Origin of the sequence: Streptomyces sp. CGMCC 4.7035 (assembly GCF_031583065.1) — a bacterium.
Classification (GTDB): domain Bacteria; phylum Actinomycetota; class Actinomycetes; order Streptomycetales; family Streptomycetaceae; genus Streptomyces; species Streptomyces yaanensis.
In genome coordinates this window covers 5,809,929-5,832,583 of the sequence record NZ_CP134053.1, presented here as the reverse complement: position 1 = coordinate 5,832,583, position 22,655 = coordinate 5,809,929, and the positions used below count along the sequence as shown (strand labels likewise).

The 22,655-nt window shown below is 70.7% G+C and carries 21 protein-coding genes, 1 tRNA gene and 1 pseudogene; 14 read left to right on the top strand and 9 right to left on the bottom strand.

Going from position 1 to position 22,655, the window contains the following annotated elements; translation table 11 throughout:
• Positions 1–133 precede the first annotated feature (133 nt).
• The 3 genes from Q2K21_RS25570 (at position 134) to dapD (ending at position 2,272) form a co-directional block, all read left to right on the top strand.
• On the top strand, positions 134–454 hold the full coding sequence (locus Q2K21_RS25570; RefSeq protein WP_310775429.1) for a DMT family transporter: 321 nt from the start codon (positions 134–136) through the stop codon (positions 452–454).
• Entirely contained in the window at positions 454–1,002 is a 549-nt protein-coding gene (locus tag Q2K21_RS25565) for a TetR/AcrR family transcriptional regulator (RefSeq protein WP_310775427.1), read from the top strand. Before Q2K21_RS25570 ends, Q2K21_RS25565 begins: the two co-directional genes overlap by 1 nt.
• Positions 1,003–1,282: 280 nt before the next feature.
• Complete coding sequence (dapD, locus tag Q2K21_RS25560) at positions 1,283–2,272, top strand: 2,3,4,5-tetrahydropyridine-2,6-dicarboxylate N-succinyltransferase (protein ID WP_310775425.1); 990 nt, start codon at positions 1,283–1,285, stop codon at positions 2,270–2,272.
• Between the two features lie 58 nt (positions 2,273–2,330).
• Here the strand turns inward: dapD and Q2K21_RS25555 are convergent, their stop codons facing one another.
• Together Q2K21_RS25555 and dapA are read right to left on the bottom strand one after the other, a co-directional pair.
• On the bottom strand, positions 2,331–2,834 hold the full coding sequence (locus tag Q2K21_RS25555; protein ID WP_310775423.1) for an HAD domain-containing protein: 504 nt from the start codon (positions 2,832–2,834) through the stop codon (positions 2,331–2,333).
• Between the two features lie 65 nt (positions 2,835–2,899).
• Positions 2,900–3,811, bottom strand: coding sequence for a 4-hydroxy-tetrahydrodipicolinate synthase (gene dapA, locus Q2K21_RS25550; RefSeq protein WP_310775421.1), 912 nt, complete (start codon positions 3,809–3,811; stop codon positions 2,900–2,902).
• 104 nt (positions 3,812–3,915) lie between these two features.
• Between dapA and lipB the strand changes: the two are divergent.
• From lipB to Q2K21_RS25525, 5 genes and pseudogenes are all read left to right on the top strand, one after another.
• A pseudogene (gene lipB, locus Q2K21_RS25545) lies at positions 3,916–4,335 on the top strand (lipoyl(octanoyl) transferase LipB); the annotation flags it as partial.
• Positions 4,336–4,420: 85 nt separating this feature from the next.
• Positions 4,421–4,561 carry a hypothetical protein gene (locus tag Q2K21_RS25540; protein WP_310775419.1) on the top strand — a complete coding sequence of 47 codons (141 nt, stop codon included), beginning with the start codon at positions 4,421–4,423 and terminating at the stop codon, positions 4,559–4,561.
• Entirely contained in the window at positions 4,558–5,220 is a 663-nt protein-coding gene (locus Q2K21_RS25535; protein WP_310775417.1) for a hypothetical protein, read from the top strand. The genes Q2K21_RS25540 and Q2K21_RS25535 overlap by 4 nt, the downstream gene beginning before the upstream one ends.
• A gap of 163 nt (positions 5,221–5,383) precedes the next feature.
• Positions 5,384–6,022 (top strand): ArsR/SmtB family transcription factor, encoded by a 639-nt coding sequence (locus Q2K21_RS25530; protein ID WP_310775415.1) that lies wholly within the window; start codon positions 5,384–5,386, stop codon positions 6,020–6,022.
• Positions 6,019–6,759 (top strand): SRPBCC family protein, encoded by a 741-nt coding sequence (locus Q2K21_RS25525; protein ID WP_310775413.1) that lies wholly within the window; start codon positions 6,019–6,021, stop codon positions 6,757–6,759. Before Q2K21_RS25530 ends, Q2K21_RS25525 begins: the two co-directional genes overlap by 4 nt.
• An 85-nt stretch (positions 6,760–6,844) precedes the next feature.
• On the opposite strand, the gene Q2K21_RS25520 is transcribed toward Q2K21_RS25525, so the two are convergent.
• On the bottom strand, positions 6,845–8,671 hold the full coding sequence (locus Q2K21_RS25520) for an endonuclease/exonuclease/phosphatase family protein (RefSeq protein ID WP_310775411.1): 1,827 nt from the start codon (positions 8,669–8,671) through the stop codon (positions 6,845–6,847).
• A 343-nt stretch (positions 8,672–9,014) separates the two neighbouring features.
• Between Q2K21_RS25520 and Q2K21_RS25515 the strand changes: the two genes are divergently transcribed.
• From Q2K21_RS25515 to Q2K21_RS25495, 5 genes are all read left to right on the top strand, one after another.
• Positions 9,015–10,442 carry a hypothetical protein gene (locus Q2K21_RS25515; protein ID WP_310775409.1) on the top strand — a complete coding sequence of 476 codons (1,428 nt, stop codon included), beginning with the start codon at positions 9,015–9,017 and terminating at the stop codon, positions 10,440–10,442.
• A gap of 659 nt (positions 10,443–11,101) precedes the next feature.
• Positions 11,102–12,544 carry an alkaline phosphatase PhoX gene (locus tag Q2K21_RS25510; protein WP_310775407.1) on the top strand — a complete coding sequence of 481 codons (1,443 nt, stop codon included), beginning with the start codon at positions 11,102–11,104 and terminating at the stop codon, positions 12,542–12,544.
• Positions 12,545–12,588: 44 nt separating this feature from the next.
• Positions 12,589–12,658: transfer RNA gene (locus tag Q2K21_RS25505), tRNA-Met, on the top strand.
• Between the two features lie 393 nt (positions 12,659–13,051).
• The gene (locus tag Q2K21_RS25500; protein WP_310775405.1) at positions 13,052–13,714 is read left to right on the top strand and encodes a GntR family transcriptional regulator; all 663 of its coding nucleotides are present in this window, start codon (positions 13,052–13,054) and stop codon (positions 13,712–13,714) included.
• 14 nt (positions 13,715–13,728) lie between these two features.
• Positions 13,729–14,745, top strand: coding sequence for a 1-aminocyclopropane-1-carboxylate deaminase (locus Q2K21_RS25495; RefSeq protein WP_310775403.1), 1,017 nt, complete (start codon positions 13,729–13,731; stop codon positions 14,743–14,745).
• A gap of 158 nt (positions 14,746–14,903) precedes the next feature.
• On the opposite strand, the gene Q2K21_RS25490 is transcribed toward Q2K21_RS25495, so the two are convergent.
• The gene (locus Q2K21_RS25490) at positions 14,904–16,346 is read right to left on the bottom strand and encodes an MFS transporter (RefSeq protein ID WP_310775401.1); all 1,443 of its coding nucleotides are present in this window, start codon (positions 16,344–16,346) and stop codon (positions 14,904–14,906) included.
• A gap of 160 nt (positions 16,347–16,506) precedes the next feature.
• Here Q2K21_RS25490 and Q2K21_RS25485 point away from each other — a divergent pair, with 160 nt between their 5' ends.
• On the top strand, positions 16,507–17,073 hold the full coding sequence (locus Q2K21_RS25485) for a TetR/AcrR family transcriptional regulator (RefSeq protein ID WP_310775400.1): 567 nt from the start codon (positions 16,507–16,509) through the stop codon (positions 17,071–17,073).
• 65 nt (positions 17,074–17,138) lie between these two features.
• On the opposite strand, the gene Q2K21_RS25480 is transcribed toward Q2K21_RS25485, so the two are convergent.
• From Q2K21_RS25480 to Q2K21_RS25460, 5 genes are all read right to left on the bottom strand, one after another.
• On the bottom strand, positions 17,139–18,356 hold the full coding sequence (locus Q2K21_RS25480) for a TerD family protein (protein ID WP_310781231.1): 1,218 nt from the start codon (positions 18,354–18,356) through the stop codon (positions 17,139–17,141).
• A 115-nt stretch (positions 18,357–18,471) separates the two neighbouring features.
• Entirely contained in the window at positions 18,472–19,461 is a 990-nt protein-coding gene (locus Q2K21_RS25475; RefSeq protein ID WP_310775398.1) for a zinc-dependent alcohol dehydrogenase family protein, read from the bottom strand.
• Positions 19,458–20,339, bottom strand: coding sequence for a carbohydrate ABC transporter permease (locus tag Q2K21_RS25470; RefSeq protein WP_310775396.1), 882 nt, complete (start codon positions 20,337–20,339; stop codon positions 19,458–19,460). Before Q2K21_RS25470 ends, Q2K21_RS25475 begins: the two co-directional genes overlap by 4 nt.
• Positions 20,336–21,274, bottom strand: a complete 939-nt coding sequence (locus tag Q2K21_RS25465; protein WP_310775394.1) for a carbohydrate ABC transporter permease — start codon at positions 21,272–21,274, stop codon at positions 20,336–20,338. Before Q2K21_RS25465 ends, Q2K21_RS25470 begins: the two co-directional genes overlap by 4 nt.
• A complete protein-coding gene (locus Q2K21_RS25460) occupies positions 21,271–22,644 on the bottom strand; it encodes an ABC transporter substrate-binding protein (RefSeq protein WP_310775392.1) in 1,374 nt (457 codons plus the stop codon). The genes Q2K21_RS25465 and Q2K21_RS25460 overlap by 4 nt, the downstream gene beginning before the upstream one ends.
• Between the last annotated feature and the right edge of the window lie 11 nt (positions 22,645–22,655).

Below are 22,655 nucleotides of genomic sequence, written 5' to 3'. Positions count from 1 at the left end.
CACCCTGTGCCAGGCGGCCCGCACCGGGCGGTGACCGCGCGGTCGATCCGCCGCGGCTGCGGAACCGGGCCCGGTTCGCCGCCCGCCGACAGCTTGCGTACGGCCGTACATATCGATATGTACACTCGTACGCATGGGATACGCCTACCTCGCCGCGGCCATCGCCTCCGAAGTCGTCGCCACGACCGCCATGAAGTACAGCGACGGCTTCAGCAGACTGTGGCCCTCGCTGGTCACCGTCCTCGGTTACGTCGTCTCCTTCGCCCTGCTCGCGCAGACCCTGAAGACCGTGTCGATCGGCACGGCGTATGCCATCTGGTCCGGGGCCGGGACCGCGGTCGTGGCCGCGATCGGACTGACGCTCTTCGGCGAGGGGCTGGGCGCCGCGAAGATCGCCGGGATCGCGCTGATCATCGGCGGCGTGGCGGTCCTGAACCTGGGAGGTGCGCACTGATGCCCCGGCGCTACGACCCCGAGCGGCGACAGCGGATCATCGACGCGGCGATCCGGGTCGTGGGAAAGAAGGGCATCGGCGGACTGAGCCACCGCTCCGTCGCCACCGAGGCCGACGTTCCGCTCGGCTCCACGACGTACCACTTCAAGACGCTCGACGAGCTGATGGTCGCCGCACTGCGACAGGCGAACGAGGGCTTCGCCAAGGCGCTCACCGACAGTGGTCTGCTGGAGGACACGGAAGGCGATCTCGCCGCGGACCTCGCCCGGCTCCTGGGGGAGTGGCTGGGCGGCGACCGCACGGGGATCGAGCTGGAGTACGAGCTCTATCTCGCGGCCCTGCGTCGGCCCGCCCTGCGCCCCGTCGCCGCCGAGTGGACCGAGGAGACCGCCGAGCGGCTGGCTCGGCGCACCGACCCGGTCACCGCGCGCGCCCTTCTCGCGCTGATGGACGGGGTGTGCCTTCAGGTGCTGCTGACGGGGGTGCCCTATGACGAGCGATATGCCAGGGAGATGCTGGCGCGGGTGATGGGCGGTGCGCGCACGTAGCGGCGGTCCGCGCTGGTCGGCCCGTCGTGGTGTCCCTGGCTGGAGGGAAGCTGCGAACCGGGGACCCTGAGGACGAGGCGGCGCGGGCCGAAGCGGGGGTCCGGCGGGGCGGGCGGACGATCTCCGCGAGGTCGGTCGGCGGGTGCGCGCTGGTGGCGGAGCGGGTGCCCTCCGCGGTCGACGGCCTCTCCCGCTCCGGGCGTGGCGTCGAAGGGCCCGGCACGTGAGACGCTCGCTCACCGGTTCGCCCGCGCGCCCCCGGCCACGTTAGGTTTCCCCTATGACCGACACGACTGCTCCTCGTACCACCGGTGCCGTGGCCGCCGGCCTCGCCACGCTCGCCGCCGACGGCACCGTTCTCGACACCTGGTTCCCCGCGCCCGAACTCACCGCCGAGCCCGGTCCGGCCGGCACCGAGCGGCTGTCCGCCGAGCGGGCCGTGGAGCTGCTCGGCGAGGGCGCGGCGAAGGCGATCGGCCCGGACGCCCGCCGGGGCGTCGAGGTGGTCGCGGTCCGCACGGTCATCGCCTCGCTCGACGAGAAGCCCATCGACGCGCACGACGTGTACCTGCGTCTGCACCTGCTCTCGCACCGCCTGGTCAAGCCGCACGGCCAGAGCCTGGACGGCATCTTCGGCTTCCTCGCGAACGTCGCCTGGACCTCGCTCGGCCCGGTCGCCGTCGACGACCTCGAGAAGGTCCGCCTGAACGCACGCGCCGAGGGCCTGCACCTCCAGGTGACCTCGGTCGACAAGTTCCCGCGCATGACGGACTACGTCGCCCCGAAGGGCGTCCGTATCGCCGACGCCGACCGGGTCCGCCTGGGCGCGCACCTCGCCGAGGGCACCACGGTCATGCACGAGGGCTTCGTGAACTTCAACGCCGGCACGCTCGGCACCTCCATGGTCGAGGGCCGCATCTCGGCCGGTGTCGTGGTCGGCAACGGCTCGGACATCGGTGGCGGCGCCTCCACCATGGGCACGTTGTCCGGCGGCGGCAACGTGATCATCTCCATCGGCGAGCGCTGCCTGATCGGCGCCGAGGCGGGCGTCGGCATCGCCCTCGGCGACGAGTGCGTCGTCGAGGCCGGCCTGTACGTCACCGCCGGCACCCGGGTCACCATGCCCGACGGCCAGATCGTCAAGGCCCGCGAGCTCTCCGGCGCCTCGAACATCCTCTTCCGCCGCAACTCGGTCACGGGCGCGGTCGAGGCCCGCCCGAACAACGCGGTCTGGGGCGGTCTGAACGAGATCCTGCACAGCCACAACTGAGCCACCCGACATCGGCCGGGTGCTCCCGCACTGGGGCACCCGGCCGATGTCGTCGTCGCTAGCTCGCAGCCGTCGTCGCGAACTCCGCCAGCACCGCGAAGTCGTCGTCCCGCAGCCCGATCCGCGGATTGACATGGTGGAGCAAGGCCCGGCCGGGGTGGTGGGCGGCGACGTACGCCTCGTCCTCCGGGCTCTGTTCGTCGTCCACCCAGGCGAATGGACGGCCCTCCGCGTGCGCCACGATCGCCTCGGTCTTCCAGTGGACCCCGTCGGAACGCCAGGCGAACAGGCCGGTGCCGAAGTCGACCCACGGCAGCTCCGGGAGGCCGATCACCGGGCCGATCCAGCGGTTCGCCGCGTCCATCCACGTGGTCGCCCAGTACAGGTCGTAGCCGAGGCCGAGCAGTGCCTCACCGTGGCCGGGGTGCAGCCAGACCCGCAGGGCGCGCCCGGGGTGCAGGGCCACCCGGATTGTCGTGTAGCCGTCGGGGCGGCGCTCCGGCTGGGCGGCGTACGGGTTGAGGGGGCCGTCGACGTCGAGGTACAGCAGCGGTCGGCTCACTCCGCCAACGTATGACAGTCAGTGGCGACGGGGCGACGGGATTCCGTGCCCGGTGACCGCACCCGTCACCTCCTGGTCACTTCGACCAGTTCCTGGTAGGCCGACAGCAGTCCGTCGACCGTCTCCCCGGCTGCGGGCCGCAGCGGAGAGCGGACCGGGCCGGCCGGCAGTCCCAGGGCATCGAGGAGCCCCTTGGCCGTGACCGTGCCGGGCAGGCCCGAGGCCATCATCAGCTCGATGAGGGGCGTGGCCCGTTGCTGGAGACGGGCGGCTCCCGCCGTGTCCCCCGCGTCGAACGCGTCGAGGATCGCGCGGAGTTGGCGCGGGACGGCGTTCGCGACCGTGCTCACGTATCCGGCGCCGCCGACCGCGTACATGGCCAGGATGTACTCGTCGCAGCCCGCGTAGTACGCCAACTCCGTGCGGTCCAGCACCTTCTGGGTGCCCAGGAGGTCGTACGCGCAGTCCTTGACCGCGACGATCCGCGGATGCTCCGCGAGCCGGATCATCGTCCCGGGCTCGATGCGGGTGCCGGTGCGGCCCGGGATGTCGTACAGCATGAGCGGCAGTCCGGACGCGTCGGCGATCTCGCGGAAGTGCGCCTCGACCGCGTCCTGCGGGGGCCGGCTGTAGTACGGCGTGACCACCAACAGGCCGTCCGCGCCCGCCTTTTCGGCCGCCAGTGCCAGCTCCACGGTGTGCCGGGTGTCGGACGTGCCCACGCCCGCCACGATCGTCGCGCGCTCTTCGACCGCCTCGCGTACGGCCCTGATGAGCGCGGACTTCTCGGTGTCCGTGGTGGTCGGCGACTCTCCCGTGGTGCCCGAGAGCACGAGACCGTCGCAGCCCTCGGACACCAGTCGGGCTGCGAGCCGCTGCGCACCGTCGAGATCGAGCGCGCCCGCCTCGGTGAAGGGTGTGATCATGGCGCACAGGGCGCGGCCGAAGGGAGGGGCGGAGGTGGCTGGTGTCGTCATGGGAGTAGTTTCGGCAGCGCGATCGTGAAGCTCCACTTAATTCTTCTACGAGGTATTGGTTAGGGATGCTGCTTCATGGGTGATATTGAACGGATCGACCTCGGCAGGCGACCTACCACGGTCCGGGCCGGCTCATCGGCTATCTCGTCATCGACCTGCGTGAACGCGGCCCCGCCGACATCGTCCGCCAGGTGGAGAACGGCCTGATCAGGGCCTGCGCGGCGCTCGGCTTCGAGACGGTGCGCCGGGACACGCCGCCGGGTGCGCAGTCGCTGGTCGGGGTCTGGACGCCCGCCGGCCGGAAGCTCGTGTCGATCGGGATGCGGATCCGCGGCGGGGTCACCAGCCACGGCTTCGCCCTCAACATCACCTCGAACCTGGAGGAGTTCACGAGGTTCACCGCCTGTGGGCTGCCCAGCGTTCCGATGACCTCGCTGGCCGAGATGGCGGCCGCGCAGGGACGTCCGGTGCCGTCCGAGGAGGCGGTCAAGGACGCGGTGGCGGAGGCGCTCGGGGCGCTGTGATGGGGCGCGGAGGGGCGGGCACTGGTGCCAAAACGGGCGGGGTGGGTCACCATGGCCGGGACGGTAACCAACAGCGGGAGGCGTCATGAAGCTGGGCAGGGCACTTGCCACCGGGGTCGCCGAGGAGCGTCCGGAGGTTCACGAGGAAGTGGTCGACCGCCAAGACGCCGGAGTCGTGGAGGAGCCGGCGGTGTCCGCTCCCGAAGAGGTCCCGGTCGCGCGATGAGACTGCGGCTCCCCGAGGAACGTCCGACGGAGCCGCCGACCGGATACAAGATCGCCCACCCGGTGCTGTCCCAGGACGGCATCCGGGCCGGGTTCACGGGGGTGTCCCTGGGCGGCGCGCTGCCCTACGGCGTCCTCGACGAGGCCCGGTGCGTCTACGGGCTGCGGCATCGCGCGCCGCACCGCCGCTGCGACTGCGGCTTCCACTGCGTGCACGACCGCACGGAGGCCGAGGCGCTGCTGTGCACCGCGGAGCACAAGGCGGCCGTGCTGCTCGAGGTCGTGGTGCTCGGCGCGTACATCCGCTTCGAACGCGGCTTCCGGTACGCGCGCCAGCGGGTGCGGACCATGACGGCCGGCCCGTGCGCGTGCGGAGCGGCGGCGGCCGCCCTGGCCGACGCGGGCTGGGGGCGGCCGGGCTGGCGCGCGCTGGAGGTGGCGTGCGCGGGGTGCGCGCGCGGCCGTGCGTCGCTGTCGCTCGCCGCCTTCGCGCGGCTCGCCGGGGAAGGGCTGCGAGTGCGGGCCGGACAGGGGGGCGTGGAGCCGCCCGCCGGCCTTGGAGTCTCCGAGCTGGTCGCCGAAGCGGCCCTGCTCCAGGCCCGACTCGACTGGTTCCAGACCCAGTTGGCCCGCCTGGAGGAACGCGGGCCCAGGGAGTGAACGGCCCGGCGGCGGGCGCTGCTCCCGGGCTGCCGGGTATGACCTGAATCCCCCCATCGCGCCGGTATCCCGTGACTTCAGGACCGGTGCCGCTTCGCCATGCCCCCTCACCGAAAACTATGGCCTCCTGGACAAAAAAAGTTTTCGGTGAGAGCGTGAAGCCATGCTGGACGTGACCGTGATCGAAGACCCCGAGGCCGCAGCCGTCTCGCTGGACCCCATAAGGGCCCGACTGCTCGCCGAGCTGGCGGCCGGTCCCGCGTCGGCCGCCATGCTGGCCGGCAAGGTCGGGCTGCCCCGGCAGAAGGTGAACTACCACCTCAAGGCCCTGGAGCGGCACGGCCTGGTCGAGCTGGCCGGTGAGCGCCGCAAGGGCAACGTCACCGAGCGGCTGATGCGGGCCACCGCCGCGTCCTACGTGATCAGCCCGCTCGCGCTCGCCGCCGTGCAGCCCGACCCGGACCGCTTTCGCGACCAGCTCTCCGCGCGCTGGCTGCTCGCGCTCGGTGCCCGCCTCGTACGGGACGTCGGCTCGCTGATCACCGGCGCGGCCAAGGCCCGCAAGCGGCTCGCGACGTACGCGCTCGACGGCGAGGTGCGCTTCGCGTCGGCCGCCGACCGGGCCGCCTTCATCCAGGAGTTGACGGCCGGCGTCAGCTCTCTGATCCGCAAGTACGACGCGCCCGAAGCGGAGCGCGGCCGCGACCACCGGATAGTCGTGGCCGTCCATCCCACGGTCAAGGACCAGACCGCCCCGGAACTCGACAGTCAGAGCTTGTCCGTAGCCCAGGAGTCACCATGACGCAGGAATCCAAGGAATTCGAGATCGTCCGCGAGTTCGAGGTCGACGCCACTCCCGAGGAGGTGTGGGAGGCGATCACCACCGGCACCGGAGGGTATCTGTGGCCGATGGAGCCGCCCGAGCCCCGGGTGGGCGGCAAGGGCCCCTTCGGATCCACGATCACCGCCTGGGACCCGCCGCACCGCTACGTCAACCGCGTCGAGGGCGTCGAGGGCATCTCGCAGCAGACCCTCAACCAGCTCGACCACACCATCGAACCGCGCGAAGGCGGCCGGCGCGCCTGGGTCCGGTACGTGCACAGCGGCATCTTCGTCGACGACTGGGACAACCAGTACGACGGCGCGAGCAAGCACACGGACTTCTACCTGCACACCCTGCGCCAGTACCTGACGCACTTCGCGCCCCGCCCCGTCGCCTTCGCCACCCTGAACGGCCCCGAGAAGTCCATGGCCGCCGACGCCCTCACCGCAGTGGAACGGGCGCTCGCCCTCGCGGACGACGCCGCCCCGGGCGCGGCCGTCGAGGTCCGCGGACCGGAAGGCCTCTTCGGCGCCGTGGTCGACTACCGCGACCCGTACTTCGTCGGACTGCGCACCGACGACTCCCTCATCCGGTTCTTCGGCCGCAACCACTGGGGCGCCCCGGTGGGGATCAGCGTCCACGACTTCGCGCCCGATGCCGACGCGAAGGCGAACGAGGCCGCGTGGCAGCGCTGGCTGGCCGACGTGTTCGCCTGACCCGCCGACACATGGGACGAGCCCGGCCCCCCGGACGAAGGGGCCGGGCTCGTCGGCACCGGAGGCCGAGGCCGCGTACGGGGACCTACGGCCTGAAGCGCAGCACCTGCGGGTCGTGGTCGCTGATCTGGTCGTGGAACTCCGAGTTGATGTGCACGCTGTCGTAGTCCAGGTCGCAGCCGCGGCGGATCGACGGGCTGACCAGGATCTGGTCCAGGACCTGGCTGTTGCCCTGGTAGTCGTATGTGTACCGCTCGCTCTTCGGCAGCGACTTGATCGCCGACCACAGTTCGCCGTCACCTTCGAGGATCCCCGCGGTGTCGGAGAACTCGAAGTCGTTCATGTCGCCGAGCGCGATGACGTCCGCGTTCTTCTGCGTGTCGAGGATGTCCTTGACGAAGGCGTTCACCTCGGTCGCCTGGAGGTGGCGCTGGGTCTCCGAGCTGCGCGTGGGCGGCTGGTACTGCGCGTGGAGCGACTGGTCGCCGCCCTTGGAGTTGAGGTGGTTGGCGATCACGAAGACCGTCCTGCCGCGGAAGACGAACTCGCCGACGAGCGGCTTGCGGCTGCTCTTCCAGGCGTCGCTGCCCGGGTCGATGCGGCCGGGGGAGACCGTCAACTGCGCCTTGCCGTGCGCCTTGGTGACGCCGACGGCGGTCGTCGAGTCGCCGCCCGCCCGGTCGGTGAAGGAGACCCGCTCCGGGTTGAAGAGGAAGACCTGGCGGATGTTGCCGCCGGGTTCGCCGCCGTCCTGGTCGTTGACCGGGTTGATCGAGCGCCACTCGTACTGCGGGCCGCCCGCCGCGACGATCGCGTCGATCAGCTTGGTCACCGTCTGGTCCGCGTCGACCGTGCCGTCGTCCTTGGCACCGTTGTTGTCCTGGATCTCCTCCAGGGACACGATGTCCGGAGACTGCAAATTGTTCACGATCGCGGAGGCGTGGGCCGCGAAGGTGGTGTCGGACGGGTCCAGGTTCTCCACGTTGTACGTCGCCACGGCCAGTTCGCCGCGCGCCTGCTTGTGGGTGGTCTCCCGCTGCAGGCCGCCACTCTTCAGAGCGCCGAGCTCGCCCGCCACGAGGGTGTAGCCGCCGAACTGGTTGTAGTCCAGCGGGCCCGTGGTCGTGCCGGTGAGCGTGTCGCCGACGTTCGCGGCCGGGAAGTCCGCGGTCGAGCCGAGCGACTGGATCTGGAGCCGGCCGGTGTTCTGGGACTCGTAGGAGCCGTAGACCGTGCCGCCGCGGTGGTCGGCGTGCTCGTGCGGCTTCACCGTGACCCACAGCTCGCTGTACGGGTCGGTGGCGGTGACCACGCGGGCGTCGGCGACCTGGACGCTCATGCCCTCCAGGGACTCGTAGTAGTCCAGGGCGTACTGCGCCGGGTCCAGGGCGAGGCCGTTGATCGAGCCGTTCGCGGCCGTGTCGCCCGCCGGGGCGTACTCGGCCGGCACGGACTTCGCGTCGATGACGACCGGCGCCGGGACGGCGTTGCCGCTGGAGAGCACCGTCACCGTCGGCTTGGTGATCTCGGTCACCGACTGGTTGCCGGACGAGGCACCGCCCGGGACGTACTCCGAGACCGTGCCCGTCACCGTGACCGAATCGCCGACGGCGACCTTCGGGGTGGAGCTGGTGAAGACGAAGACGCCCTCACTGGTGGCCGGGTTGTCGTCGGGGTTCGGGTCCTGGATCCAGAACCCCCTCGACGAGCCGTAGGTCCGCACACCCGTGACGACTCCGGCCACGTCCGTGACCTTCTGGCCCGCGAGCGGCGATATCCGGGTGGTGCCCTGGATGTCGTGGATGCGCACGGTGTCCGCGTGCGCCGGCGTGGTGAGCACGACGCCGGACATGGTGGAGCAGACGGCGGCGACGGTGAGCGCGGCGAGGCGCGTGGATGACTTGCTCGGCAACGGAATCCCTCCGGGGACATACGTGGGCGCCGGGACGAGAGTGGAGCGTGGAGCCGTGGGGTTCGCGACCGGTGGGGCGGTGGCGACGCGCGTAGAAGGCGGTGAACCCGCGATGAGACCCGAGGAACCTCGACAAACGCCGCGGGGCCTCGGTGAACAAGTGTCCGCCGACTTCTACGCGCGTCAATCTCCTGTGTTCTCCGGCCAGTTGTCAAGGTTTCGGCCATGTACAGCTGTCGGCGGGGAGATGAACCGGGCGGCATGGGTGGAAATCCGTCTAGGCTGAGCCGTGTGTTTCGGGGCGCCCCCTCGGCCACTACATACGCCCAAGGAGACCCAGCCGATGTCAGACAGCTCCCCCTTGCCGCCGGTTCGGCTGCACTCCGAAGCGGAGCTCGCGCGGGACGCGCTCGCCACGCCTCTGCTCTCCCGCGCCGCCCGGCTCGCCCGCTGGGCCGGCCCGGACACCCGCGTCGGCGCCGGGGGCGAACTCGTCGAGGAGCAGCTGCCCGCCGCGGCCGAGGTCCTCGGGCTGACCGGTGAGGACGCCGCCGCCTGTGCGAGCGAGGCCTGGCGGGTCGCCGTCGACACCGGCCTTGTCGAGATCGTCGACGAGGAGGAGGGGACGGTCGCCACGGGCGCCGACCTCGCGCTGCTCACCTCCGGCAGCCCGAACGACGTGCTCGGCGTGTGGCTCGGCGCGCTGGAGACCGTGCTCGCCGACGCGAGCGTGCCCGACCTCGACGACCTCGTCGACGCGATGGACGAGGGCGGCGAGATCGACTTCTCCTCCCTCGACTGGGACCCGGAGGCGGAGGCCGAGTTCCTCGACGGGGTGCTGGGCAACCTCTATCTGCTGACGGCCAGCGAGGAGGGCCCCGGCGACAGCCCGGTGCCGCTGCCCGCCCTCGCCGCGTCGATGATCGTGCCCGACGGCATGGGCGAGCCCACCAATGACGTCCTGGAGCAGGTATCGGATGCCATGATGCGGCTCGACGACCAGTTCCGGCTCCTCGAACCGATCGGGCTCGTCGACTTCCAGCCGGTCGACGAGGCACTGATGGCGGACATCGACGAGGAGCCGGCGGCGCCCGTCGACGAGACGGACGTCAGCCGGTACGGGATGGTGCGGCTGACCCCGCTCGGGGTGTACGGGATGCGGATCCGGCTGCGGGAGGCCGGGGCGACCGTGCCCGCGGTGGGGGAGCTGGCCGACAAGGGCGCCGACGCGCTGCTCGACGGCACCTCCTTGTTCCCGCCGACGGCGGCGCAGGCGGAGACGGAGCAGTGGCTGGCGCGCCGTGAACCGCTGGCTGCGGCAAGGGAGTTGCTCGCTGCGGCGCGTGGCTCGGACGCCGGGGCGCCGCTGCGCCGGCTGCGCTGTCAGCAGGCGCTGTCCCTGGTCGGCGCGGAGGCGGAGCCGGCCCTGCGTGAGGTGCTGGACGACGCGGAACTGGGCGGGCTGGCGCGGGTCTGGCTCACCGAACACGGGGCGGCGGACGTGCCCGTGCCGCCGGAGTCGATGGTCTTCTGGCTGACCATCGACACGGTGGCCGCGCAACTGGCGGCCGAAGGCAACTCGGCGGAACTGCAGGCCTTGGTGGAGGGCCTGGCGGCGCAGCACAGCGGCTTCTTCGCGACGGCGTGGCGGGTGGACCACCCCGCCGCCCCGGAGGTCCTGGAGGCCATGGGCCGCCTGCACCCCGACAAGAAGGTGGCGAAGGAAGCCCGGAAGGCGGCGTTCAAGGCGCGCTCGCAGCAAGGGGGCTGAGCGGCCGGCCTTCCGGTGGGCGGCCGTCGGGTGCTGAGGGCGTCGGCGGTCGTGGGGAGCGGTGGCCGGGGGATTCGGCGATCGCGGTGAACCAGCGGCGGTGGGAGCGGCAGCCAAGGCGACCGGTGGTCAAGGCGACCAGCAGCCAAGGCGACCGGTGGTCAAGGCGACCAGCAGCCAAGGGGACCAGCAGCCAAGGCGACCGGTGGTCGAGGCGACCGGCAGCCAAGGCGACCGGTGGTCGAGGCGACCGGCAGCCAAGGCGACCGGTGGTCGAGGCGACCGGCAGCCAAGGCGACCGGTGGTCGAGGCGACCAGCAGCCAAGGCGACCGGTGGTCGAGGCGACCGGCAGCCAAGGCGACCGGTGGTCGAGGCGACCAGCAGCCAAGGCGACCGGTGGTCAAGGTGACTGGTGGCAAGGCGACCAGCAGCCGACGCGACCGGCAGCCATGGCAACCAGCACCCCGGAAGGAAGCCCCCTTCCGGCCACGGGCGTGTCGTGGCACGGTCGGGTGGCGAACTTGGTGGTTCATGGAACAGCGCTGTTTGTGGTCGGACCGCGTTCAACTGGCGTTCAAACACGGGCGGGACCGTGTGCGCGCAACGAGGTCCGCCACCCACCCCCCGACCGCCTCACTCCCCTTCCACAGGAGACAGCATGTCGCTCACCCGCAGGGACTTCGCCAGACGGTCCGCACTCACCGGTGCCGGCATCGCCCTGGCCGGCAGCGTCGGCGCTCTCGCCACCGCGCCGGGCGCCCTGGCGTCCACCGACACCGAGACCGCGGGCGACCAGGAGGAGGACCGGCACGGCGGGGTCGGCTACGGACCGCTGATCCCCGACCCGAAGGGCCTGCTCGCGCTGCCCGCCGGTTTCTCGTACCGCGTCATCACCTACAGCGGGAAGACCAAGCTGGAGTCGGGCGAGTTCACCCCGTCCAACCACGACGGCACCTCCACCTTCGACGGCCCCCGCGGCGCCACCCTCCTCGTCAACAACCACGAGCTCAAGGGCCCGCGCGCCAAATGGAAGTACCCCGTGCCGCTCACCGAGGGCCTTGTCTACGACCCGGCCGCGTCCGGCGGCTGCACCGTCGTCGAGGTCCGCCACGACCAGGTCGCCGAGTGGGTCGGCGTCGCCGGTACCTCCACCAACTGCGCGGGCGGCAACACCCCCTGGGGCACCTGGCTCACCTGTGAGGAGACCGAGGACAAGGCCGGTCAGAACGGCATGACCAAGGACCACGGCTACGTCTTCGAGGTCGACCCCGAGGACCGGCGCGCCAACCGCGACCCCAAGCCCATCAAGGCGCTCGGCCGCTACGCCCACGAGGCCGTCGTCGTGGACCCCAAGCGCGGTCACCTCTACCTGACCGAGGACGCGGCCGGCCCGAACGGCCTCCTGTACCGCTGGACCCCGCCCGAGGGCTTCTGCCACGGCCGCGGCAAGCTGCGCACCCTCGCGGACGACGCGGGCCGCCTCCAGGCCTTCAAGTGCTTCGACTCGGGCGGCAAGTTCGTCGACGACCTCTCCCGCGCCACGAAGATCGGCACCGTGTACGGCGTGGACTGGGTCGACGTCCCCGACCGCGACGCCAGGACCACGTCCGTGCGCAAGCAGTTCACCGACGGCCAGGTCACCCGCGCCCGCAAGCTGGAGGGCATGTGGTGGGGTGACGGCGGCGCGTACATCGTCTCCTCGTACGCCCGCACCGAGAGTCCCGTCCAGCACGACGGCGCCGTCTGGTTCTACGACCCCAAGCGCCGCACCCTGACCCTGAAGGTCCTGCTGGGCGTCAACCCCGACCCGTCCGTCGACGGCGCCTTCGACGGCCCCGACAACATCACCGTCTCTCCGTACGGCGGCCTGGTCATCGCGGAGGACGGCGAGGGCGTCCAGCACCTCTTCGGCGCGACCGACAGCGGCCGCACATACCCGATCGCCCGCAACGAACTGAACATCGGCACTGAGGAGGCGCCGGAGTACAGCGAGTTCACCGGCGTCACCTTCTCGCCCGACGGGAAGACCCTGTTCGCCAACATCCAGGAGCCGGGCATCATGCTGGCCATCACGGGTCCCTGGAAGCGTCAGAAGCGGTAAAAACTCGCTCGCCCGGCCCGCGACCGTCCCCCTAGAGTGATGCACGTCCAGGTGCGAAGGCAGGACCTACTTCCACTCATAATGGGGCGGTCGCGGGTTCGAGTCCCGCCATCGGCACATAGGGCCGGTGTAGCTCAGAAGGCAGAGCACCTTGTCGGTTCCGCCGACCTCGATCTCTGGACACCACAACTTCATGCACCCCCGGTGCGCGGGCTGCGGCTACTTCTTTTGTAAAGAGAATCCGACGCCGCCGCCGACTCGATCTCGGGGGGCTCAGCACCTGGTGGGTGTCCGGTGCGCAGGCAGCGGATACTTCGGGGTCAGGTTTGTTGCGGGTTCGAATCCCGTCACCGACTTGGGGGTCGGTGTGGCGGAAAGGGAAGACGCGCCTGATGAACAGTCCCGTCGCCGACCCCTGACCTCGGGCACCCTCCTGGACGAGCGGCCCGCACTTCCGGTGCGGGCCCTCTTGTTTCTCCGGAAATCTGACATCTAACATTTCAGTTCATGGAGGCCATCCGACCCGTGCGCCGCACCCTGCTGCGGGACCGCGCGTACGAAGCGATCCGGGACGCCATCGTGGCCGGGAAGATCGAGCCCGGAGCGGTGGTGCGGGACGCCGACCTCGCGGAGCGGCTCGGGCTGTCCCGGGCGCCCGTGCGGGAGGCCTTCTCGCGGCTCGTGGACGAGGGTCTGCTGGAGAGCAAGCCGCAGAGCTACACCAGGGTGACCCCGGTCGTCGCCGCCGACGTGCGGGACGCGGCCGCCGTGGTCGGCGCCATGCACGAACTGGCCACGCGGGTCGCCGTGCCCTGGTTGAGGGCCACGGACATGGATCGCATGCGCGCGGCCAACAAGCGGTTCGCGGCCGCCGTACGTGCCGGAGACGTGGACACGGCCCTGCGCGCCGACGACGAGCTGCACGACGTTCTCGTCCGGGCCGGCGGCAACCGCGCGGCCGCCGCCACCATCGCTCGCTACACGCCCCTCATCCGCCGCCTGGAACGGCGGCGCTTCGGCGAGGGCGGCACCTGCCGTTCGGCCGGGCTGCACGAGCAGCTGATCGAGGCCTGCGCGGGCGGTGACGTGGACGAGGCGGTCCGTGTCACGGCCCGGATCTGGCGGGGCCTGGCGGAGCTCGCCGACGAAACCGACGAAGAGACCCACTGAACCCGGGAGGTCCCATGTCCCTTTCTTCGTACGAGCGTTACCCGCTCCTCTTCGGACCCTCGCCCGTGCACCGCCTGGAGCGGCTGACCGAACACCTCGGTGGCGCCTCCCTGTGGGCCAAGCGGGAGGACTGCAACTCCGGCATCGCGTACGGCGGGAACAAGACCCGCAAGCTGGAGTACCTCGTCGCCGACGCGCTCGCGCAGGGCTGTGACACGCTCGTCTCGATCGGCGGGGTGCAGTCCAACCACACCCGCCAGGTCGCCGCAGTGGCCGCTCGCGCCGGTCTGAAGTGCGTGCTCATACAGGAGAGTTGGGTGGAGTGGCCCGACGCCGTGTACGACAAGGTCGGCAACATCCTGGTCAGCCGGCTCGCCGGGGCCGACGTCCGGCTCGTCAGGGCCGGGTTCGGCATCGGCTTCAAGGAGAGCTGGGAACAGGCGCTGCGGGAGGTCGAGGAGGCGGGCGGCAAGCCGTACGCCATCCCCGCCGGCGCCTCCGACCACCCGCTCGGCGGCCTCGGGTTCGCCGGGTGGGCGTACGAGGTCGCCGAGCAGGAGCGGGAGCTGGGCGTCTTCTTCGACACCGTGATCGTGTGTTCGGTGACCGGTTCGACCCAGGCCGGCATGGTCGCGGGGTTCCGTGCGCTTCAGGAGGCGGGCGGACGCCCGCGCCGAGTGATCGGCATCGACGCGTCGGCGGCACCCGCGCGCACCCGGGAGCAGATCGCCCGGATCGCCCGTAACACCGGGCAGCTCATCGGCGTACAGAAGGAGCTGACGGAGGCGGACGTCGAGCTGGACGACCGGTACCACGCGGGCACGTACGGTATCCCGGACGAGAGCACGCTGGAGGCGATGCGGCTCGCCGCGCGGACGGAGGGGATGGTCACCGACCCCGTCTACGAGGGGAAGTCGATGGCCGGGCTGATCGACCTCGTCTCGCGCGGCGAGATCGGCCGGGACTCCACGGTCCTCTACGCCCACCTCGGCGGCCAGCCCGCGTTGAACGCGTACAGCGCGCTGTTCTGAGCGGCCTCGGCGAAAGTCGGCCGCGGTTCGGCAGCGCCCTGAGAGGGCGCGGGGCTGGGACATTGTGCGGCTCCGCCGCGCGGGCGCGACCAGCCACGACGAGGCCGCAGACAATCGACGGCCCATTGCGGCACTTCCTGCGGAGCGCCCGGCCCGCTTCAGGCGGCGGGCTTCGGCTTCCTCCCGGTGATCACGAACGCCACCACCAGCAGCGCGGTCAGCGCGATCAGCGAGCCGACGCCGAACGCGCGGGCCGCGCCCTCGGTCAGGATCTCGGACGGGGATCCGGTCGCGTGCCGGGTCGCCGTGCCGAACACCGTGACCAGGACGGACAGGCCGAGGGTGCCGCCGAGCCACTGAAGGGTCTGCAGGAGGCCCGAGGCGGCGCCCGCCTCGCGCGGCTCGACACCCGCGAGGATCGTCGCGTTGAGCGGCATGAAGCTCAGACCGACGCCGAGCCCCATCAGCAGCAGCGGGCCGAGCAGCCCGCTGACGTAGCCGTCGCCGGGCCGCAGCCGCCACAGCCACCCGCCCGCGACGACGAGCAGACCCATGCCGGTGAGCAGCACCGGTTTGGCGCCGAGGCGCGCGAGCAGCCGTGGCACGAAGCGGACGATCGTGAACATCACCAGGGTCAGGGGCAGGAAGGCCAACCCCGCGCGCAACGGGCTGTACTTCAGAACCTGCTGACTGATCAGGGTGAGGAAGTAGAACGCGCCGAACATGCCCGCGGGCAGCAGCAGGACCCCCGCGTAGCCGCCCGCGCGGTTGCGGTTCGCGAACAGGCGCAGCGGCATGATCGGCTGCCCGGCCCGGGACTCGATCAGGGCGAAGCCCGTCAGCAGGACCGCCGCCGTGCCGAAGCCGAGCAGTGCCCAGGTGTCGCTCCAGCCCCGCTCCGAGACGCGGATGAACGCGAACACGAGCGAGGTCATCCCGGCGGTGCCCGTGAGCGCGCCCGCCGCGTCGAAGCGGCCGGCGTGGCGCGGGGTCTCGGCGACGAAGCGGGGGAGGGCCAGGGCCACCGCGATCCCGATCGGCACGTTGATCAGCAAGGCCCAGCGCCAGGAGGCCCATGAGGTGAGCATGCCGCCGAGGACGAGGCCGACGGAGCCTCCGATGCCCGCCATGGACGCGTAGATGCTCAGGGCGTGGTGCCTGCGCGGGCCCTCCGGGAAGTTGGTGGTGATCAGGGCCAGGGTGCTGGGCGCGGTGAGGGCGGCGCCGACGCCCTGGAGCGCGCGGGCCGCGAGCAGCCAGGCGTTCTCGGTGGCCAGACCGCCGAGGAGGGAGGAGAGGGCGAAGAGCCCGACGCCGATGGTGAGGGTACGGCGGCGGCCGACGATGTCGCCGACGCGGCCGCCGAGCAGCAGCAGCCCGCCGAAGGCGAGGGTGTAGGCGTTGAGGACCCAGGACAGGCCGGTGCGGCTGAAGTGCAGGCCCTGCTGGATGTCGGGCAGCGCGACGTTGACGACGGTGGAGTCGACCCCGACCATCAGGTAGGCGGTGACGATGACTAAGAGGGTGGTGCCGAGCCTGGCGGATTGCGGTGGTGTGGTGAGTGCGTCGGCGGTCGTGGACGGTGCGGACGGGGTGGACATGTGTTCTCCCGGTCTGGCGTCCCCGGACGGCGGGTGTGCGGGCAGCACGGAGGATCGGTGCGTGGGCAGCGCGAGCCGCCCGCGGGAATAACCGGGGACTGTCTCCGTTTAATGCTCGATAAGATACGGAGAGCGTCCCCGGTTCGCAAGGAGTCTCTGGATGTCGCAGGTCAAGCCCATGCGCGCGGACGCCCGTCGCAACTACGAGCGGTTGCTGAAGGCGGCGGCCGCCGCCTTCGCCGAGCACGGCGAGAACGCGTCGCTCGATGACATCGCGAAGCGGGCGGGGGTCGGATCCGGCACCCTGTACCGGCACTTCCCGACGCGTCAGGCGCTGTTGGAGGCGGCGTACATCGACCGGATCGAGGCGATCGCCACACGCGCCGACGAACTCGCGAAGGAACTGCCGCCGGGCGAGGCATTGGCGGAGTGGCTGTACGAGGTCAGCGAAGGGATGATCCAGGTCCGCGGACTGAAGGCCCTGCTGGGCTCGGCCGTCACTGACTCAGGCGCTGCCGCGGTCACGGCCTGCGCCGCCACCATGAAGGCGGCGGCGACGCGCCTGGCCGGGGCGGCGCAGCAGGAGGGGACCCTGCGGGCGGACGTCGAGCCGATCGAGGTCCTGCGGCTGGCGCACGGGGTGGCGACGGCGTCCGAGCTGGCGAGCGGCGACGGGAAGTACATCCGCCGCTATCTGTCGCTGCTGACAGAGGGGTTGCGGCCGTAGGGCGACGGCCGCCGTGCGTGCGGGCGCCCCCTCGCCGGGGGCGCCCGCAGGTGTCGTACGTCCGCCTACAGCGCCTTGGCCGCCGGCTGCACCATGTTCCGCACCGTGCGGGCCTTGACGAAGTCGCCCATGGCGGTCATCTCCCACTCGCCGGAGAACTGCCTGATCAGCTTCGCCATCATCACGCCCGTCTGCGGCTCCGCGCTCGTCAGGTCGAAGCGGACCAGTTCCTGGTCGGTCGCGGCGTCCACGAGGCGGCAGTAGGCCTTGGCGACCTCCGTGAACTTCTGCCCCGAGAAGGAGTTCACGGTGAAGACCAGGCCGGTGACCTCCTGCGGGATTCGGCCGAGGTCGACCGCGATCACCTCGTCGTCGCCTCCGCCCTCGCCGGTGAGGTTGTCACCGGAGTGCTTGACCGCGCCGTTGAGGATGCTCAGCTTGCCGAAGTAGCAGCTGTCGATGTGGTTGCGCTGGGGCCCGTACGCGATGACCGACGCGTCCAGGTCGATGTCCTTGCCGCGGAACGCGGGCTCCCAGCCGAGGCCCATCTTGACCTGGGAGAGGAGCGGGCGGCCGCCCTTGACGAGGGAGACGGTCTGGTTCTTCTGGAGGCTGACCCGGCCCTTGTCGAGGTTGATCTTTCCGGCGCCGGGCGCCGGAGCGGGCGGGGCCGCAGGCGCGGCGGGCGCCGGGGGAGTGGTGAGCGGCGGAGCGGGCGGGGCCACCGGAGGCTGCACGGTCGCCTGCGGCGGAGCCACCGGCTGGGGCGGCGCGGCGGGCGCCTGCGCGGGCTCCTCCACCGTGACTCCGAAGTCGGTGGCGATGCCCGCCAGGCCGTTGGCATAGCCCTGGCCGACGGCACGGGCCTTCCACACCCCACCGCGCAGGTAGACCTCCACGACCACCAGAGCCGTCTCGGTGCCGAGCTGCGGGGGCGTGAACGTGGCCAGCACACTGTTGTCGTCCGCGTTGCGGATCGTGGCCGTCGGTTCGATGCCCTGGAAGGTCTGGCCCGCGGCGTCCGGGCTGGCGGTGACCACGATCTTCTCGATACCCGGGGGGACCGCGGTGGTGTCCACCGTGATCGAGTCGGGGCTCGTGCCGCCGCCGGAGCGGTAGGTGACGCCCGGGCCCGACGGCTGGTTGTAGAAGATGAAGTCGTCGTCGGAGCGCACCTTCCCGTCGGAGGTGAGCAGCAGCGCCGATACGTCGAGCCGCACCGGGGCGGCGACGTCGACGGTCACGCGGGTGGCGCCGAGCGGGATGTTCGAGCCGGGGGTCATAGCTGTCATGCCTGGGGTAACGAGCGAGGGCGCTTTACCGTTCCCTTACCTGGTGCGCCGTCCGAGGGGTTTCGTCCCCGCCGCCCCGGCGGGGACGAAACCCCTCGTTGCACCCTTACGGCAACACCACGATCTTGCGCCCGACACCCGCCGCGAACTGCTCCAGCGCCTCCGGGTACCGCTCCAGCGGAATCCGGTCGCTGATGAACACCTCAGGATCGAGGACCCCGCCCGCGAACAGCTCGGCGGCTCGCTCGAAGCTGTGCAGAACCGCCATCGAACCGGTGATCGTGATCTCCTGGTTGTAGATCCGGTACGGGTCGATCGACACCCGCGTCGCGTAGTCCGCCACCCCGAACTGAAGGAACGTGCCCGCCTTCGCCACCCGCCCGAGGCCGTCCTGGATCGCCGCCGCGTTGCCCGTGGCGTCCACCACCAGGTCCCAGCCCTGCGGGCGGTCCAGCTCGTCTGCGCTCGCCGCGCATGCCGAGGCGCCCAACCGCTGGGCCGTCTCCAGGCGAGCCGGGTTCACGTCCAGCACGTCCACGCTCGCCGCGCCCGTCCGCTTCGCCAGCTCCAGCATCATCAGGCCCATCGTGCCGGAGCCGTAGATCAGGACGTGCGCGCCCAGCCGGGACTGCAGCACGTCGTAGCCGCGCACCGCGCAGGAGAGCGGTTCGATCAGCGCCGCGTCCTCGGTACGGACGTGCTCGGGGAGTTTCACGCAGTTCGCCACCGGCGCCACCGCGTACTCCGCCGCTCCGCCGGCCGCCGTCACGCCGATCGCCGCCCAGCGCTCACAGAGGTTGTTGTGGCCCGTACGGCAGTACCGGCACTCGTAGCAGTACAGGGACGGGTCCACGGCCACCCGGTCGCCGATCGACACCTCGGTGACCTGGGTGCCGACGCCGACCACCTCGCCCGCGAACTCGTGCCCCGGAACGATCGGCAGCTTGGGTGCGAACTCGCCCTGGAGGATGTGCAGGTCGGTACCGCACAAACCGCAGGCCGCGACCTCGACGACGACCTCGCGGGGCCCGGGCGCCGGGTCCGGGACCTCCGAGACGACGGCGCGGCCCACGGACTCGATGACAGCGGCCTTCATTTCACGGCTCCCAACGACAGGCCCTGGACCAGTTTGTCCTGGGCGGCGAACCCCGCGGCGAGCACCGGCAGGGAGATGACGAGCGACGCGGCGCACACCTTCGCCAGGAACAGGCCCTGGCTGGTGATGAAGCCGGTGAGGAAGACGGGGGCGGTCTCGGCGACCACGCCCGTGAGCACCCGGGCGAAGAGCAGTTCGTTCCAGCTGAAGATGAAGCAGATCAGGGCCGTTGCCGCGATGCCGGGGAGCGCGATGGGGGCGACCACACGGGCGAGGATCGTCGGCAGCCGGGCGCCGTCGATCTGCGCCGCCTCGATCACCGCCACCGGGACCTCGGCGAGGAAGGACTGCATCATCCACACCGCGATCGGCAGGTTCATGGAGGTGTAGAGGATGACCAGCAGCCAGATGTTGTCGAGCATCCCGGTGTTCTTCGCGAACAGGTAGATCGGCAGCAGGCCGGCCACCACCGGCAGCATCTTCGTGGACAGGAAGAAGAACAGGACGTCCGTCCACTTCTTCACCCGGCGGATGGACAGCGCGTACGCCGCGGGGAGGGCGAGCAGGAGCACGCACAGGGTCGAGGCCACCGACGCCATGGTCGAGTTGATCAACGCCGGCCAGGGGCTCGCGCCGCCGCCCACGCCGAAGAATTCGCGGTAGCTGTCCAGGGTCAGGGCCGCCCCGAAGGACGGGGGGTTGGTGGCGGCGTCCGCCTCCGAGTGGAACGAGGTCAGGGCCATCCAGGCGATGGGCAGGAAGAAGAGCAGACCGACCAGCCAGGCCAGCAGGCCGAGGCCCGCTCCGCGGCGGTTGCGGTTGCGGTTGCGGACGGTCGCGGTCCGGACGGTCGCGTTGCGTACGGCGGCGGTGCTCATGCGCGCGACACCTCCTCGCGGAACAGGGACGACACCACGCGCAGGGCGAAGGTGGCGATGACGATCGAGCCGATGACGACCAGGACGCCGGCCGCTGAGGCGAGGCCGTTCTCGTGGGCCTGGTAGAAGCTCTGGTAGACGGTGTAGGGGAGGTTGGCGGTGCCCAGGCCGCCGGAGGTGAGTGTGAAGACCGCGTCGAAGTTCTGGACGATGTAGATGGAACCCAGCAGGGCGCCGAGTTCGAGGTAGCGACGCAGATGCGGGAGGGTGAGATGGCGGAAGATCTGCCAGTCGCCGGCGCCGTCGACCCGCGCGGCCTCAAGCTGTTCGTGGTCGCGGCTCTGCAGTCCCGCCAGCAGGATCAGCATCATGAACGGCGTCCACTGCCAGATCAGCGATGCCTCGACCGCGAGCAGCGGAGTATGGGAGATCCAGTCCGGCTGGGGGCCGCCCACATAGTGCAACAACCCGTTGAACAAGCCGTATTCAGGGTTGTAGAGAACGTGTTTCCAGAGCAGTGCTGCCGCCACCGGCACCACCAGGAACGGGGCGATCAACAGCGTGCGGACCATGCCGCGGCCCGGGAACTTCCAGTTGAGCAGCAACGCGATTCCGAGGCCCAGGACCAGGCTGACCAGCACCACCGCGACCGTCAGCAGGACCGTCGTCCACACCGAGTGGCGCAGGTCCGGGTCGGTCAGGACCTGGCGGTAGTTGTCGACGCCGGTGAAGTGACGGTCCTTCGGATAGAGCGCGTTCCAGTCGAAGAACGAGATCACCACGGTCGCCACGAACGGCAGCTGGGTCACCATGAGCATGAAGACCAGCGCGGGCAGCAGAGGTGCTCGGGTGGCCCAGGCTCGCATACGGTTCGGCGGCCGGGTCGCCGGCCGCGCAGCGGCGGTGGCGACCCGGGCGGAGGACGTGACGGTCATGATCCCTCGTACTTCTTGGCGACGGCCTCGGTGAGTTGCTGCGACTTCTTCAGCGCGCTGTCCACGGACTCCCGGCCGGCGATGGCGGAGCTGATCTCCTGGGAGACCTTGGTGCCCAGATCGGTGAACTCGGGGATGCCGACGAACTGGATGCCTGGCGCGGGGCGGGGCTGCACGCCCGGGTCGTTCGGCCTGGCACTGGCTATGGCGTTCCGGGTGACGTCCGCGAAGGCGGCCGCCTCCTTGCGGTACTCCGGGATGTCATAGGTCGACGAACGCTTGCCGGCCGGCACGTTGGACCAGCCCGCCGTCTTGCCCACCAGCTTCTCGTAGTCCTTGCCGGACGCCCACGAGATGAACTTCCAGGCGTCGTCGGCGTGCTGGGACGCCTTCTGGATCCCCCACGCCCAGGTGTACAGCCAGCCGGAACTCTCCGTCTTCTCGACCGGGGCCGGGACGTAGCCGATCCTGCCCTTGACCGGGGAGCCGGAGGCCTCCAGCGAACCCGCGCCGGACGTGGCGTCGTACCACATCGCCGTCTTGCCCTGCGTCATGTCGTTCAGGCACTCGGCGAAGCCGGACTGCGCGGCGCCGGACTCGCCGTGCTTACGGACCAGGTCGACGTAGAACTGCGTGGCCTGCTTGAACTGAGGGGAGTCCACCTGTGCCTTCCAGTTCTTGTCGAACCAGGTGCCGCCGAAGGTGTTGACGACCGTCGTCAGCGGAGCCATCACCTCGCCCCAGCCGGGCAGCCCGCGCAGACAGATGCCCTTCATCCCGGACTCGGCGCCGTCCGCCTTGGCGGCCAGGTCGGCGACCTGCCGCCAGGTGGGCTTGGCCGGCATGGTCAGACCCTTCTTCCGGAAGACGTCCTTGCGGTACATCAGGAAGGAGGACTCGCCGTAGAAGGGCTCGCCGTAGAGCTTGCCGTCCGCTGCGGTCAGGGCCTGCCGCATCGGGGCGAGGATGTCCTGCTGGTCGAAGGCGGTGTCGCTCTTGACGTACGAGTCGATCGGGTGGAGCCAGCCGTTCTTGGCGTAGATCGGGATCTCGTAGTTGCTGAGCGTGGCGACGTCGTACTGGCCCGCCTGGTTGGCGAAGTCCTGGCTGATCTTGTCTCTGACGTCGTTCTCCGGCAGCACGGTGAAGTTCACCTTGATCCCGGTGTCCTTGGTGAAGTTGTCGGCGGTGAGCTTCTGCAACTCCACCATCTGCGGGTTGTTCACCATCAGGACGTTGAGGGAGTGGGCGGAGGATCCGCCGCCGGCGCCGCCGGCGCCTGAGCAGCCGGCGAGCAGCGGTGTGATCAGCGTTCCTACGGCGGCCACGGCGCACAGGGCGCGAGGCGTTCGGCGGCTCTGGGTTCGCATGGGGTGCTCCT